Consider the following 13724-nt stretch of genomic DNA (forward strand, 5'->3'; position numbering starts at 1 on the left):
TTTGCCGCGCCCTGCCTTCGGAAGTCGCCCCCTTCCCCACTACGATCAGCGGGCCCCACCCTTCCCGTTGCCGGCCCTTTCCCCCAAAGGACACCTCATGGGTTCCGCCAAGAACAGCAGCGCGGCGCGCAAGGCGCGCATCGAGGAGATGCGCCGTGCCGAGCGTGCGCGCGAGCGCCGCAACCGCGTGCTGACCATCGCCGCGAGCGTGGTGGTCGTCGCCGGCCTCGTGGTCGGCGGTGTCGTCCTCGTGAACTCCCAGTCCGGGAAGAAGAAGGACACGGCGAGCGACTCCAAGGCCGCCGGGAGTTCCGGTGACTCCGGGCAGTGGACCACGGACAAGGACGGCGTGCAGGTCTGGTCCGGCAAGCTGGCGCGGACGCACGTGCAGACCAAGGTGTCGTACCCGATGCACCCCCCGGTCGGCGGCAACCACAACCCGGTCTGGGCGACCTGTGACGGCACCGTCTACACCAAGCCGCTGCAGGACGAGAACGCCGTGCACTCGCTGGAGCACGGCGCGGTCTGGGTGACGTACACCAGCAAGGCGAGCAAGGCCGACGTCGACGCGCTGGCGGCGAAGGTGAAGAAGACGCCGTACTCGCTGATGAGCCCGTACGAGGACCAGGCGGCGCCGCTGATCCTGTCGGCCTGGGGCCACCAGGTGACCGTCAAGAGCGCCGGCGACCCCGAGGTGGACAAGTTCTTCGCCACCTACGTCCAGGGCAAGCAGACCCCCGAGCCGGGCGCCGCCTGCACCAGCGGGGCGATGTAGTGAAGCGCCGGCACGTGGGCTGGATCGCCGGGGCCGCGGCGGCGGCGCTCGTGGCGGCCGGCGCGATCACCTACGCGGTCGCCGAGGACACGAGCGGCGGTTCGGCCGTGCGGACGCCGACCGCCGAATCGGCGGACGCCGGTTTCGCCCGGGACATGGCGGTCCACCACCAGCAGGCCGTCGAGATGTCGTACATCGTCCGGGACCGCACGAAGAACACGGAAGTGCGGCGGCTCGCCTACGACATCGCGCAGACACAGGCCAACCAGCGCGGCATGCTGCTCGGCTGGCTGGACCTGTGGGAGCTGCCGAAGGTGTCGCCGAAACCGCCCATGGCCTGGATGGGCATGGGCGACATGCCCGAGCGCGGGGACGGCTCGCTGATGCCGGGCATGGCGACGAACACGGAGCTGAGGAAGCTCCAGTCGCTGAACGGCGAGCAGGCCGAGATCCTCTACCTCCAGCTGATGACGGACCACCACAAGGGCGGGATCCACATGGCCGAGGGCTGTGTCGCCAAGTGCACCGTCGGCGTGGAGAAGCGGCTCGCGCAGGGCATGGTCGACGCGCAGCAGTCCGAGCTCCAGGTGATGGCCCAGATGCTCAAGGAGCGGGGCGCCAAACCGCGTTCGTGAACGGAGCCGAACCGCGCTCGTGAACAGCGGGCAAGCCGTTTCGTAATCCGCCCGTAAGGATAAAAGCCACAAATCGCCCTACCTGACGGTTACTTGAGCTTCTCTTGACCATTCCGTTCCCCTGGCATGAACGGTTCATCGAAAGAGTGACCCCCATCGTGTGATCCATACGGCTGGCCGAACCGCCGCGGGCCGGCACGCGGATGCATGACGTATCGACCACTACATGCATGCGAACCGCATCGCAGGGGGTTCTATGAGATCCAACCGCGCCAAGCTGCGCGCCATGAGCATGGCAGCGACACTGCCCATGGTCGCAGGCGCGCTGGCGCTGGGCATACCCGCGGCACACGCTGCGGACAGCCCCGCTCGTGAGGCACTGAAGGGCACCAAGCCGCTGTGGGCCACGGCCAAGGCGGACAAGGGCGCGACCTCGAACAGCGCCCAGGTGAACGCCCGGGTCTACCTGGCCGGCAAGAACGCGGCGGGCCTCGCCGGCTACGCCAAGGCCGTGTCCGACCCCAGCTCGCCGCTCTACGGCAAGTACCTGAGCGCCAAGAAGGCGCAGGCCGCCTTCGGGGCCACCAAGGCCCAGGTGGCCGCCGTCAAGTCCTGGCTGACGTCGGCCGGCCTGAAGGTCACCGAGGTCACCCAGCACTACGTCGCCGTCTCCGGTGACGTGGCCGCCGCCGAGAAGGCGTTCGGCACCCAGCTGCACAACTACACCAAGGGCTCGGCGACTTACCGCGCCCCGGCGCAGACGGCAACCGTGCCGGAGGGCCTCAAGGGCACCGTCCTGACCGTCACCGGCCTGGACAATGCCCCACACAAGGCCAACCACGACGACCAGCTCCCGCCGCCGGACGCCGTGTTCAAGAACTCCGGGCCGTTCTCCTCGTACTTCGGCTCGAACATCGCGACGACCCTCCCGGACGCGTACGGCGGCAAGATCCCGTACGCGATCAAGGGCTACACCGGCAAGCAGCTGCGCGCCGCCTACGGCGCGGGCGACTACACCGGCAAGGGCGTCCGCGTCGCGATCACGGACGCCTACGCGTCCCCGACGATCGCCTACGACGCGGGCACGTACGCGGTCAAGCACGGTGACGCGGCCTGGAAGACCAGCCAGCTGCACCAGGCGCTGCCGAAGAACTACACCAAGACCAAGGAGTGCGGCGCGGCCGGCTGGTACGGCGAGGAGACCCTCGACGTCGAGGCCGTGCACGCGGTGGCTCCGGACGCCGACGTCACGTACGTCGGTGCGGCCTCCTGCTACGACGACGACCTGCTGGACTCGCTCAGCAAGGTCGTGGACAACCACCTGGCCGACATCGTCTCCAACTCCTGGGGCGACATCGAGGCCAACCAGACCCCGGACCTCGCGGCCGCCTACGACCAGGTCTTCCAGCTGGGCGCGGTGCAGGGCATCGGCTTCTACTTCTCCTCCGGTGACAACGGCGACGAGGTCGCCCACACCGGCACGAAGCAGGTCGACACCCCCGCCAACTCCGCCTGGGTGACGGCGGTCGGCGGTACGTCCCTGGCCGTGGGCAAGGGTGACACGTACGAGTGGGAGACCGGCTGGGGCACCGAGAAGGCGACCCTGTCGGCCGACGGCAAGAGCTGGACCAACTTCCCCGGCGCCTTCACCTCGGGCGCGGGCGGCGGCACCAGCAAGACGGTCGCCGAGCCGTACTACCAGAAGGGCGTCGTCCCGGACTCGCTCGCCAAGGCCAACAGCGCCGACGGCAACCGCGTCGTCCCGGACATCGCGGCCATCGCCGACCCGAACACCGGCTTCCTGGTCGGCCAGACCCAGACCTTCCCGGACGGATCGCAGCAGTACAACGAGTACCGCATCGGCGGCACCTCGCTCGCCGCTCCGGTCATCGCGGCGGTCCAGGCTCTGGCCCAGGAGGCGCGCGGCGGCAAGGCGATCGGCTTCGCCAACCCGACGATCTACGCCAAGTACGACAAGGGCGTCTTCCACGACGTCACGGACAACCCGACCGGCTCCGGCCTGGCGGTCGCCCGCGTGGACTTCGCCAACGGCTTCGACGCGTCGGGCGGCCTGCTCTACTCGGCCCGCAGCCTCGGCAAGGACAGCTCCCTGTCGGCGGTCAAGGGCTACGACGACGTGACGGGCGTCGGCTCGCCGGCGAACGGGTACGTGCAGTCGTACAAGAGGCACTGACACAGCGCTGACGCTCCGCTGAGGGGCGGGGGGCGTGGGGTCCTGAGGACCTCACGCCCCCTTTGCGTTACGTGGACTTCAGGGCGGTGATGAAGGGGGCCCAGGCGGTGGGGGGAAGGAAGAGGACCGGGCCGCTGGGGGTCTTGGAGTCGCGGACGGGGACTAGGCCAGGAATGTTGTCGGCTACTTCGACACAGGTGCCGCCGTCACCGTTGCTGTGGCTCGACTTTCGCCAGAGGGCGGCACCGGGGAAGTCGCTCGCGATCTCGACGCAATCCCCGCCGTCACCATTGCTGTAGCTGCTCTTGAACCAGAGAGCGTCACTCAAGTCGATCCGGTTGCTTGCCATTTCGGTAATCCTCTGCCGCTGCCTTGATCATGGCGAGGGACGTGTCTGGTGACAGCGCGACGGCCCTGAGCCGATCGTATGCCTTGCGGTACTGCTTCACGAGGGCCGGATCGTCGATGGTGTCCCCGCTGTACGACGCCTCGACGTAGAGCAGCGGCGGCGCGTCCGGAAACGTCATGACCTTGATGGAGGCGGCCATCAGGGGATACGCACCGCACGTCCGCAGGACGATTTGCGGTGTGATCCGGCGCCGCTCGGCCAATTCCACGACCCGGTCCAACTGCTCGGCCGTCTCCAGCGATGGAAGGACCGGGTCCGTGATCAGCGACTCGTGCAGGATCGCCCAGTACTCCGGGGTGGAGTGGTCCTCCTCGAAGAGGCGGGCACGAGCGAGCCAGGCGGTCACCTTCTCCTCGACCCACTCGTCGGAGGTCGCCGGGTGGGCCGACCGGACCAGCGCTCGTGCATACGGCGCCGTCTGGAGCAGCCCAGGAAAGGTGATGGGGCACCATTCCTCAATGGATTCCGCGTACTTCTCGGCCTCCAGGACCTTCTCGAAGTACGCGGCATGGGGCCCTCGCCGCGCCTTCCGCACATCCTCGCAATGCCGCTCGAAGAAGCCGTCGGTCTTCAGGACCCGGTCCGCATGCCGGGCCAGGTCGAGCGGCATCCTCCGCTCGCCGCGCTCGATGTCGCTGAGGTAGGTCTTGCCGTAGAAGCTGCCTTCGAGGAACGCCTCCAGCGACAGGCCCGCCGCCTCCCTCTTCCAGCGCAACTCCGCGCCGTAGAAGGTCGGGACGCTCATCGAGCCGTCGATGTCCTTGCGCCGTGCCATCGCTCACCTTTCGCTGCGCCGGTCGCGAACGCGAAACCACTTTTACGGTAGCCAGCAGAGGGACAGTCTGTGAGGAGTTCGTCACACACCGCACAGAAGGGCGCAGGAGTCCATGCCCGACCACCGCTCCCCCACCGCCTACGACGTCACCCTCTGCGTGGAGGAACTCCGCTCGGCCCTAGCCCTGCACGGCATCACGCTCCCGTCCCTCCGCGTGGATCTGCCGAGTTTCGCGAGTACGTACACGCCCCCCGCCGGACTCGTCACGCTCGGAAACTGCAACACGGCCACGGCGCGGGCGCTGGCCGCCGCGCTCAGGAAGACGGCGGGCCGGTGAGGACGGTGCTCGAACTCCGCCTGCTCGCCACGCCGAAGGCCGCGCCGGAGCTGCGGCACCGACTCCGTGAGCACAGCTACGACATCCGGCTGTGCGCGACGGAGTTGCTGACGAACGTCATCGACCACCTGGGCGAGGGCACACCGGTGACCGTACGCGTCATCGGTACGGCGGCGGATCACGGCCGTACCCGCATCGAGGTGACCGACCCCGCGCCGGGTGCCCTGCCTGTCCTGCTGTCCGCCACGGAGGCGGAGGAGTCAGGGCGGGGGTTGGCTCTTCTCGACGCGCTCGCCGAGCGGTGGGGCGTGGAGCAGTGGGCGGACAGGAAGACGGTCTGGTGCGAGCTATGAAGTTGCCGTGGGGCCGCCCGCTTCTTGGCCAGTGTCGTGCTTCCGCGAGGTGCGTCAAGGGCGCTACGCGTCGGCTTCGCCGATGACCCTCCGGGCCACCCTTGACTGACCTCACGGAAGCCCGACAATCACCGAGAAGCGAGCGGCCCAACGGCAACTGGCAAGCCTGGCCCGGCGGCAGCCGACCCGTCGCTCGCCTCCCGGCCGACCGAGTCGGGTGGGCGGGTGGGCAAACGAGGTCAGTGGTGCAACACCCCCGACTCCTCCGGCAAGTGGGCGGCAACCACCCTCTCCCGCCCCACCGACGGAGTCCCGCGGCGGCGGTCCACCGCGTACGCCACGCCGGCCACGCCCAGCCCCAGCACCGCCAGCATCGCGCCGGCCAGCGCCGGGGACGTCGTACCGAAGCCCGCCGCGAGCGCCAGGCCGCCGATCCAGGCACCGCCGGCGTTGGCCAGGTTGAAGGCCGCCTGGTTGGCGGAGGATGCCAGGGACGGGGCCGCCGAAGCCTTCTCCATCACCATCAGCTGAAGCGGCGAACCCGTGATGAACGCCGCCATACCCAGCAGCGTCACCACCAGCGCCGCGCTCCACTCCGCCCGCATCAGCACCGGGAACAGCAGCAGCACGACCCCCAGTGACACCAGCCCGCCGAACAGCGTCCCCCGCAGCGAGTGGTCCGCCAGGCGGCCGCCCAGCAGGTTGCCCGCCGTGGCGCCCACCCCGAACAGGGCCAGGAGCAGCGTCACGCTGCCCTCCGCGAACCCGGCCGACTCCGTCAGCATCGGGGTCACGTAGCTGTACGCCGCGAAGAGCGCGCCGAAGCCCGCCACCGTCGTACCCAGTGCCAGCCAGACCGGCACGGACCTGAGCGCGGCCAACTCGCCGCGCAGGCCCGTCGACGAGGCGGCCTGCCCCCGGTCATGCGGGATCAGCAGCGCCAGCGACGCGATCGCCGCCAGGCCGATCGCGCTCACGCCCAGGAAGGTGGCCCGCCAGCCCAGGTGCTGGCCCATCAGCGTGGCCACCGGCACGCCCGCGATGTTGGCGACGGTCAGGCCGAGGAACATCAGGGAGACCGAGCGGGCCTTGCGCTCCGGCGGGACCATGGTCGTGGCGACGACCGCTCCTACGCCGAAGAAGGCACCGTGCGGCAGGCCACTGAGGAAGCGGGCGGCCAGCAGCGAGTCGTTGCCGGGGGCGCACGCCGAGAGCGCGTTGCCCGCGACGAACAGCGCCATCAGGGCGATCAGCACCGTGCGGCGGGACATGCGGGCCGTGAGCGCGGCCAGCAGCGGGGCGCCGATCACCACGCCCAGCGCGTACGCCGACACCAGGTGCCCGGCGGTGGGGATCGAGATGTGCAGGTCGTCCGCGACGTCGGGCAGCAGGCCCATCATCACGAACTCGGTCGTACCTATGCCGAAAGCGCCGACGGCCAGAGCGAGCAGGGCCAGGGGCATGAAGGGCCTGTGCCTTTCAACGTGAGAGTCAACGAGAGCGGAGTTCCGTCACAGCATATGTTCAGCTACGGAACAAAGCCTCTCAGGCCCAGTATTCCAGCGGGTTACGACGACGTGTCCAGCTTCACACGCGCAGCCACCGGCAGATGGTCGCTGCCGGTGCGCGGCAGGGTCCAGGAGCTCTCCGGTTCGACACCCCTGACCATGATCTGGTCGATCCGCGCCATCGGGAACGCCGCCGGCCAGCTGAACCCGAAGCCGCTGCCCGCCGCGCCCTGCGTGGAGCGCATCTGGGAGGTGACGGCGTTGAGCGAACGGTCGTTCATCGTGCCGTTCAGGTCGCCGAGCAGCACCACCCGCTTCAGCGGCTCGTCGGCGATGGCCTCGCCGAGCGCGTCGGCGCTCTTGTCGCGCTCCCGGGCGGTGAACCCGGCCTTCACCTTCACCCGCACCGAGGGCATGTGGGCGACGTACACGGCGACGGGGCCCTGCGGGGTGGCGACGGTGGCCCGCATCGCGCGCTTCCAGCCGAGCTTGATGTCCACCGCCCGCACATCGCTCATCGGGTACTTGCTCCACAGGCCGACCGTGCCCTCGACCCCGTGGTACTTGAAGGTCGGCGCGAGCGCCTTCTCGTAGGTGGACACGGCCGTCCCCGGGACCTCCTCCAGGGCGAGGACGTCGGCGCCGGAGGCGGCCACCTCGCGGGCGGTCCCGGCGGGGTCGGGGTTCTCGGCGTTGACGTTGTGGGTCGCCACCATCAGGTCGCCGCCCGAACCGGTCTTGTCGGTGAGCAGCCCGCCGAAGAGGTTCAGCCACACGATCGCCGGAAGGAGTACGGCGATCAGCGCGGTCGCCGACCTCCGCAGCAGCCCGAGGAGCAGCAGCACCGGGATGGCGAGGCCCAGCCACGGCAGAAACGTCTCGGTGAGGCTGCCGAGGTTGCCCACCCGGTTCGGGATGCGCGAGTGCAGCAGCATCACCAGGGCGAGCAGGAGGGCGAGGACCGCGAGGACGATGCCCCGGCGCCAGATGCGTGGGTCGCCGCGCCAGCCGGCGAGCAGGCGGTGCAGCAGGCGCCGAAGCCGGGATCCGGGTCGCTCGGGCCCCGAGCCGCCGTTGTCCGTCTCCGTCATGTACGCCTGCTGCGCCATACCGTCTGCCTCACTGCCTGCCGTGCACACCGTCGTTCCCCCGTGTTCTTCCGACCCTAGGGGATGATCGGCTCCGCTCCCGCCGTCCCATGACGGCCGTACGGAAGACGAGGACGAAGGAAGCGGGACAGGGAGTTCCGTTACCCCCGGGGCACCAGGGGTTTGTGACGAAACGCGCACATAAGTGCTACGAGGCTGTCGAGCTGACGGGCCGTAGGCCTTCCAGGACCGTGTCGACGATGTGTTCCGCCAGGCCCTCGGGCAGGTCGCCCTCGGGGCGCAGGACGGTGCGTACGAGCATGGGGCCGACGAACAGGTCGTTGGCCAGGTCCAGGTCGACGTCCGGCCGCAGTTCGCCGTTCTCCCGGCCCCGGCGCAGCACCTCCATCCCGAGTTCGCGGCGCGGCGCGATGACACTGGCCTGGTACGCCGACCAGACCTTCGGGCTGTGCTTCATCTGCGCGTAGACGTTGTGCAGGAGCGCCGAGGAGCGGTGCACGAGTCCGCGCTGGCGCATGGACTCCAGCAGCACGACGAGGTCGTCCCGCAGGGAGATGCCGGGGAGTTCGGGGTCGGGGGGTTCGGCGGCCCGTACGACGTCGACGAACAGTTCCTCCTTGCCGCTCCAGCGGCGGTAGATGGTGGCCTTGCCGACCCCGGCCGTGCGCGCGACGCGTTCCATGGAGAGTTCGGCGAGCGGTACGCCGTCCTCCAGGAGCTTCATCACGCTTTCCAGAATGGTCCGTTCCAGGGCCTCGCTGCGGGGGCGTCCCCGCACGGGCCCGTCCGGTCGCGGCCGGCTCTCGGCAAGGCTCACGTCGTCCGTCCTCTCAGTCTGCTGAGGGAATTGTCCCGCAGCCACCGCCCTCCCCCGTGGAATCCCGGTCTGAACCGTGGCCGGTCGGTCCGCGTCAGTCCGCGGCCGCGACCAACTCCGCCTCCCGTTCGCCCGCTTGAGCGGCGGGCGGCTTGCCGGGCAGGAACAGGGCCGTCACCATGGCGCCGATCAGCGCGACACCCACTCCGCACAGGGCGGTGACGTGCATGGCGTGCAGGAACGCGTCGTCGGCCGGGGTGACCAGGGCCTTGCCCCGCAGGCCGAGCTTGCCGGCGATGCCGAGGGTGGCCTCGATGGACTCGGCCGCCTTGTCGCGCAGGGCGGGCGGCAGCATGCCGAGCTTGCCCTCGATGCCGTTCCGGTAGGACGTGGCGAGCACCGAGCCGAGTACGGCGATGCCGAGCGCGCCGCCGACCTGGCGGAAGGTGTTGCTGAGCGCGGAGGCGGAGCCCGCCTTCTCGCGCGGCAGCGCCTGCATGATGACGACCGAGGTCGGCGTCATGATGTGCGCCATGCCGGTGCCCATGAGGAAGAAGACGACCTCCAGGATCCAGATCGGGGTGTCGGCCTGGAACGTGGCGAACGCGGCCAGCGTGGCGGCGATCAGCACCAGGCCGGCGGTGGTGGTGGCCTTGTTGCCGAACCGGTCGACCAGCAGCCGCGCGCGCGGCGCGAAGATCAGCTGGGAGCAGGCGAGCGGCAGCATCAGCACACCGGACTCCAGCGGCGAGTAGCCGCGCACGCTCTGGGTGTAGAAGACACCGAAGAACGTGACGCCCATCAGCGCGAAGAAGACCAGCGCGATGGCGCTCATGGCGGCCGAGAAGACCTTGTTCTTGAAGTAGGTGACGTCGAGCGACGGGTGGTCGCTGCGCTTCTCGAAGATGACGAACCCGGTCAGGACGGCGAGACCGGCGACGATGGTCGCCAGCACCTTGGCGTCGGTGAAGTCGGCGAGTTCGCCGCCCTTGATGATGCCGTAGACCAGCAGGACCAGGCCGACGACGGACAGGACGACGCCGACGGGGTCGAGGCGGCCGGGCTTGGGGTCGCGGGAGTCGGGCACCAGCCAGGTCATCAGGATCAGCGCGACGATCACGATCGGCACGTTGACGAAGAAGACCGAGCCCCACCAGAAGTGGTCGAGGAGCGCGCCGCCGGTGATCGGCCCGATGGCGATGGCGAGGCCGACGCCGCCGGCCCAGATGCCGATGGCCCTGGGCTGCTCCTCGCGCTCGAAGACGTTCATCAGGACGGCGAGGGTGGCGGGCATGACGAAGGCGGCACCGAGGGCCATCAGGGCGCGGAAGGCGATCAGCTGGCCCGGCGAGCCGGACTCGGCGGCCAGGGCGGAGCCGATGCCGAACACGGCGATGCCGCCGAGCAGCACCTTCTTGCGGCCGAGGCGGTCGCCGATGAGGCCCGCGGTGAACAGCAGGCCGGCGAAGACGAGGGTGTAGGCGTTGATCGCCCACTCGATCTGCCCCTGGGAGGCGCCGAGGCCGGTCGGCGCGGGGCTGGAGATGGTCTTGATGGCGACGTTCAGGATCGAGTTGTCGAGCACCACGATCAGCAGGCTCAGCATCAGCACGCCGAGGATCGCCCAGCGGCGCCGGTGCACCGCTTCCGGTATCCGGGAGGCAGGGACGGGACTTGTCATGTGTTCGAGCCTACGACCATTTCGATACGGAACGGTCTCGTATCTTAGTCCTTTACCAAGGCCTTACACAGCTCGGTCTCAGCCACGGTTGTGGATCACAGGCGGTCCCCCTGGCCCTGACTGGCACGAGGTGCCACCATGGAGGCGATCCGGGGACGCCGTCAGGGCGCCTCGAGATGACTGAAGGAGCCGTTGCCATGACGCAGCTTTCGGCTGCCCAGAACAAGCCCTCCGACGGCAGCAAGACGCTGTACGGGGGGAAGGGCACTCGCCGCATCACCGTCCGCGACATCGCCCTCGCCAAGGAGCGGGGCGAGAAGTGGCCCATGCTCACCGCCTACGACGCGATGACCGCGTCCGTCTTCGACGAGGCCGGGATCCCGGTGCTCCTGGTCGGCGACTCGGCGGGCAACTGCCACCTCGGGTACGAGACGACCGTGCCCGTCACCCTCGACGAGATGACCATGCTGTCGGCGGCCGTGGTACGCGGCACGCAGCGCGCCCTGATCGTGGGCGACCTCCCCTTCGGCTCCTACCAGGAGGGCCCGGTGCAGGCGCTGCGCTCGGCGACCCGGCTGGTGAAGGAGGCCGGGGTCGGCGCGGTCAAGCTGGAGGGCGGCGAGCGGTCGCACGAGCAGATCCGGCTGCTGGTCGAGTCCGGCATCCCGGTCATGGCGCACATCGGGCTGACCCCGCAGTCCGTCAACGCGATGGGCTACCGCGTGCAGGGGCGGGGCGAGGAGGCGGCACAGCAGCTGCTGCGCGACGCGAAGGCCGTGCAGGACGCCGGCGCCTTCGCCGTCGTCCTGGAACTGGTCCCGGCGGAGCTGGCGGCCGAGGTGACGCGCGTGCTGCACATCCCGACGGTCGGGATCGGCGCCGGGCCCGAGACGGACGCGCAGGTCCTGGTCTGGACGGACATGCTGGGCCTGACCCCCGGCCGGGTGCCGAAGTTCGTCAAGAAGTACGCCGACCTGCGTGAGGTCATGGGCGACGCGGTGAAGACGTTCGCCGAGGAGGTCGTCTCCGGGGCGTTCCCGCTGGAGGAACACTCCGTCCACTGAGCCATCGCGGCAACACCCCGGCAGCCCCGCTGATCTTCCCCCGTCAGCGGGGCTGCCCTTTTTGCGCCTGAACCGGCGCCGCTCTCGGAGAGGTGGTTGCTCGCCGTCGTGGTTCCTCAATTGATGGTTGCGGTGGTCGTCGGTGAGTTGTCGGTGGCTGTCGGCGGCCTGTCGGTGGTTTGTCGGTGGCCCCTGGCACCGTCTTCCGCATGACGCGAATCCATGAAAACCCCGTCGGCGCGAGCCACGCAGTGACGGTACGGGGACTGGTCAAGCACTACGGCGAGACCAAGGCGCTGGACGGTGTCGACCTGGACGTGCGCGAGGGCACCGTGATGGGCGTGCTCGGTCCGAACGGCGCCGGCAAGACCACCCTCGTACGGATCCTGTCCACCCTGATCACCCCGGACGCCGGCCAGGCCACCGTGGCCGGCTACGACGTCGTACGGCAGCCCCGCCAGTTGCGCCGGGTCATAGGGCTCACCGGCCAGTACGCCTCCGTCGACGAGAAGCTCCCCGGCTGGGAGAACCTGTACATGATCGGCCGGCTGCTGGACCTGTCCCGCAAGGACGCCCGCGCCCGTGCCGACGAGCTGCTGGAGCGGTTCTCCCTCACGGAGGCGGCCAGGCGGCCGGCGAGCACGTACTCCGGCGGTATGCGGCGGCGACTCGATCTCGCCGCCTCGATGATCGGGCGCCCGGCCGTCCTCTACCTCGACGAGCCGACCACCGGACTCGACCCCCGCACCCGCAACGAGGTGTGGGACGAGGTGAAGGCGATGGTCGGCGACGGCGTCACCGTGCTGCTGACCACCCAGTACATGGAGGAGGCCGAGCAGCTCGCCTCCGAGCTGACCGTGGTCGACCGCGGCAAGGTCATCGCCACGGGCGGGATCGAGGAGCTGAAGGCCCGCGTCGGCGGCCGTACCCTCCGCGTCCGGCCCGTCGACCCGCAGCAACTGCGCCCGCTCGCCGCCATGCTGGACGAACTGGGCATCACCGGGCTCGCGACCACCACCGTGGACACCGAGGCCGGGACCCTGCTGGTGCCGATCCTCAGCGACGAGCAGCTGACCGCCGTGGTCGGTGCCGTCACCGCGCGCGGCATCACGATCTCCGCCATCACCACCGAACTGCCCAGCCTGGACGAGGTGTTCCTGTCCCTCACCGGCCACCGTGCCAGTGCCCCCCAGGACACCACGCCCGCCGACTCCCGCGAGGAGGTCGCCGTATGAGCGCCGCCGCCCCTACGATCACCGCCACCGCCACCGCCACCGCCGACGTCCGGATCCCGCTGCGCGGACATCTGCGGCACACCGGCGCCCTCATCCGCCGCAATCTGCTCTGGATCCGCCAGGACCCGGAGTCGATGTTCGACGCGCTGCTGATGCCGGTCGTCTTCACCCTGCTGTTCGTGTACGTCTTCGGCGGGTCCATCGGGCAGGCGCTCGGCGGCGGCCAGGGCCAGTACGTGCAGTACGTCATCCCGGGCATGATCGCCATGATGAGCATGACGCTGTCCCAGGGCGTCGGCACCGGGTTCAGCCAGGACTTCAACAGCGGCGTCATGGACCGCTTCCGGTCGCTGCCGATCGGGCGCGGGTCCGTGCTGTTCGCGAAGATCGCCGTCGAGCTGATCCGAATGCTGTTCGCCACGGCCGTCCTGATGGTCGTCGCCGTGCTGGTCGGCTTCCACATCCACCACTGGGCCGGCCTGTTCGCGGCCGTCGGACTGTCCGCGCTGTTCGCCTCCTCGATCATGTGGGTGTTCCTCACCCTCGGCGTGATCCTGAAGAACGCGCAGTCCGTGCAGGCGATGGGCTTCCTGGTGCTGTTCCCGCTGCAGTTCGGCTCGTCGATCTTCGCGCCGACGAAGTCGATGCCGGGCTGGCTGCAGCACTTCACCGACTACAACCCGCTGTCCACGCTCGCGGACGCGGCCCGCGGTCTGATGATCGGCGGCCCGGTGACGCACGACCTGTGGGTGACCGTGGCCTGGTCGGTGGCGATCACGGCGGTCATGGGGCCGGTCGCGATCCACAAGTTCCGCACCAAGACCTGAGCCGG

14 protein-coding genes are annotated in these 13724 nt (G+C 69.5%); 8 read left to right on the forward strand and 6 right to left on the reverse strand.

Features of this window, described 5'->3' with window-relative positions:
* Window positions 1–97 precede the first annotated feature (97 nt).
* From ACFYOH_RS06245 to ACFYOH_RS06255, 3 genes are all read left to right on the forward strand, one after another.
* A complete protein-coding gene (locus ACFYOH_RS06245; protein ID WP_388621708.1) occupies window positions 98–775 on the forward strand; it encodes a DUF3105 domain-containing protein in 678 nt (225 codons plus the stop codon).
* Window positions 775–1410 carry a DUF305 domain-containing protein gene (locus ACFYOH_RS06250; protein WP_388621710.1) on the forward strand — a complete coding sequence of 212 codons (636 nt, stop codon included), beginning with the start codon at window positions 775–777 and terminating at the stop codon, window positions 1408–1410. Before ACFYOH_RS06245 ends, ACFYOH_RS06250 begins: the two co-directional genes overlap by 1 nt.
* A 292-nt stretch (window positions 1411–1702) precedes the next feature.
* Window positions 1703–3604, forward strand: a complete 1902-nt coding sequence (locus ACFYOH_RS06255) for a protease pro-enzyme activation domain-containing protein (RefSeq protein ID WP_388622326.1) — start codon at window positions 1703–1705, stop codon at window positions 3602–3604.
* Window positions 3605–3671: 67 nt separating this feature from the next.
* Here ACFYOH_RS06255 and ACFYOH_RS06260 read toward each other — a convergent pair whose 3' ends face one another.
* Together ACFYOH_RS06260 and ACFYOH_RS06265 are read right to left on the reverse strand one after the other, a co-directional pair.
* Window positions 3672–3953 (reverse strand): DUF397 domain-containing protein, encoded by a 282-nt coding sequence (locus ACFYOH_RS06260; protein WP_388621712.1) that lies wholly within the window; start codon window positions 3951–3953, stop codon window positions 3672–3674.
* Window positions 3925–4788: a helix-turn-helix transcriptional regulator gene (locus tag ACFYOH_RS06265; RefSeq protein WP_388621714.1), complete on the reverse strand. Its 864-nt coding sequence runs from the start codon at window positions 4786–4788 to the stop codon at window positions 3925–3927. Before ACFYOH_RS06265 ends, ACFYOH_RS06260 begins: the two co-directional genes overlap by 29 nt.
* 112 nt (window positions 4789–4900) lie before the next feature.
* Between ACFYOH_RS06265 and ACFYOH_RS06270 the strand changes: the two genes are divergently transcribed.
* Together ACFYOH_RS06270 and ACFYOH_RS06275 are read left to right on the forward strand one after the other, a co-directional pair.
* Window positions 4901–5125, forward strand: coding sequence for a hypothetical protein (locus ACFYOH_RS06270; RefSeq protein WP_388621716.1), 225 nt, complete (start codon window positions 4901–4903; stop codon window positions 5123–5125).
* The gene (locus ACFYOH_RS06275; protein ID WP_388621718.1) at window positions 5122–5478 is read left to right on the forward strand and encodes an ATP-binding protein; all 357 of its coding nucleotides are present in this window, start codon (window positions 5122–5124) and stop codon (window positions 5476–5478) included. Before ACFYOH_RS06270 ends, ACFYOH_RS06275 begins: the two co-directional genes overlap by 4 nt.
* A 239-nt stretch (window positions 5479–5717) precedes the next feature.
* Here the strand turns inward: ACFYOH_RS06275 and ACFYOH_RS06280 are convergent, their stop codons facing one another.
* The 4 genes from ACFYOH_RS06280 to ACFYOH_RS06295 all read right to left on the reverse strand — a co-directional run bounded on the left by ACFYOH_RS06280 (window position 5718) and on the right by ACFYOH_RS06295 (window position 10593).
* Window positions 5718–6941 (reverse strand): MFS transporter, encoded by a 1224-nt coding sequence (locus ACFYOH_RS06280; protein ID WP_388621720.1) that lies wholly within the window; start codon window positions 6939–6941, stop codon window positions 5718–5720.
* A 104-nt stretch (window positions 6942–7045) separates the two neighbouring features.
* A complete protein-coding gene (locus ACFYOH_RS06285) occupies window positions 7046–8095 on the reverse strand; it encodes an endonuclease/exonuclease/phosphatase family protein (protein WP_388621722.1) in 1050 nt (349 codons plus the stop codon).
* Window positions 8096–8282: 187 nt separating this feature from the next.
* Entirely contained in the window at window positions 8283–8912 is a 630-nt protein-coding gene (locus tag ACFYOH_RS06290) for a TetR/AcrR family transcriptional regulator (RefSeq protein ID WP_388621724.1), read from the reverse strand.
* A 94-nt stretch (window positions 8913–9006) separates the two neighbouring features.
* Complete coding sequence (locus ACFYOH_RS06295) at window positions 9007–10593, reverse strand: MFS transporter (RefSeq protein ID WP_388621725.1); 1587 nt, start codon at window positions 10591–10593, stop codon at window positions 9007–9009.
* A 197-nt stretch (window positions 10594–10790) separates the two neighbouring features.
* Between ACFYOH_RS06295 and panB the strand changes: the two genes are divergently transcribed.
* The 3 genes from panB (at window position 10791) to ACFYOH_RS06310 (ending at window position 13719) form a co-directional block, all read left to right on the forward strand.
* Entirely contained in the window at window positions 10791–11657 is an 867-nt protein-coding gene (gene panB, locus ACFYOH_RS06300; RefSeq protein ID WP_388621729.1) for a 3-methyl-2-oxobutanoate hydroxymethyltransferase, read from the forward strand.
* 209 nt (window positions 11658–11866) lie between these two features.
* Entirely contained in the window at window positions 11867–12892 is a 1026-nt protein-coding gene (locus tag ACFYOH_RS06305) for an ATP-binding cassette domain-containing protein (RefSeq protein WP_388621731.1), read from the forward strand.
* Window positions 12889–13719: an ABC transporter permease gene (locus tag ACFYOH_RS06310; RefSeq protein WP_388621733.1), complete on the forward strand. Its 831-nt coding sequence runs from the start codon at window positions 12889–12891 to the stop codon at window positions 13717–13719. Before ACFYOH_RS06305 ends, ACFYOH_RS06310 begins: the two co-directional genes overlap by 4 nt.
* The last annotated feature ends 5 nt before the right edge of the window (window positions 13720–13724 follow it).

Source organism: Streptomyces sp. NPDC007856 (assembly GCF_042868225.1).
In the GTDB taxonomy this organism is placed as follows: domain Bacteria; phylum Actinomycetota; class Actinomycetes; order Streptomycetales; family Streptomycetaceae; genus Streptomyces.

Coding starts and splice junctions, on each gene's coding strand:
- panB (WP_388621729.1), top strand. CDS start 10,791: ATGACGCAGCTTTCGGCTGCCCAGAACAAGCCCTCCGACGGCAGCAAG.
- ACFYOH_RS06305 (WP_388621731.1), top strand. CDS start 11,867: ATGACGCGAATCCATGAAAACCCCGTCGGCGCGAGCCACGCAGTGACG.
- ACFYOH_RS06310 (WP_388621733.1), top strand. CDS start 12,889: ATGAGCGCCGCCGCCCCTACGATCACCGCCACCGCCACCGCCACCGCC.
- ACFYOH_RS06285 (WP_388621722.1), bottom strand. CDS start 8,095: ATGGCGCAGCAGGCGTACATGACGGAGACGGACAACGGCGGCTCGGGG.
- ACFYOH_RS06295 (WP_388621725.1), bottom strand. CDS start 10,593: ATGACAAGTCCCGTCCCTGCCTCCCGGATACCGGAAGCGGTGCACCGG.
- ACFYOH_RS06260 (WP_388621712.1), bottom strand. CDS start 3,953: ATGGCAAGCAACCGGATCGACTTGAGTGACGCTCTCTGGTTCAAGAGC.
- ACFYOH_RS06265 (WP_388621714.1), bottom strand. CDS start 4,788: ATGGCACGGCGCAAGGACATCGACGGCTCGATGAGCGTCCCGACCTTC.
- ACFYOH_RS06280 (WP_388621720.1), bottom strand. CDS start 6,941: ATGCCCCTGGCCCTGCTCGCTCTGGCCGTCGGCGCTTTCGGCATAGGT.
- ACFYOH_RS06255 (WP_388622326.1), top strand. CDS start 1,703: ATGGCAGCGACACTGCCCATGGTCGCAGGCGCGCTGGCGCTGGGCATA.
- ACFYOH_RS06270 (WP_388621716.1), top strand. CDS start 4,901: ATGCCCGACCACCGCTCCCCCACCGCCTACGACGTCACCCTCTGCGTG.
- ACFYOH_RS06245 (WP_388621708.1), top strand. CDS start 98: ATGGGTTCCGCCAAGAACAGCAGCGCGGCGCGCAAGGCGCGCATCGAG.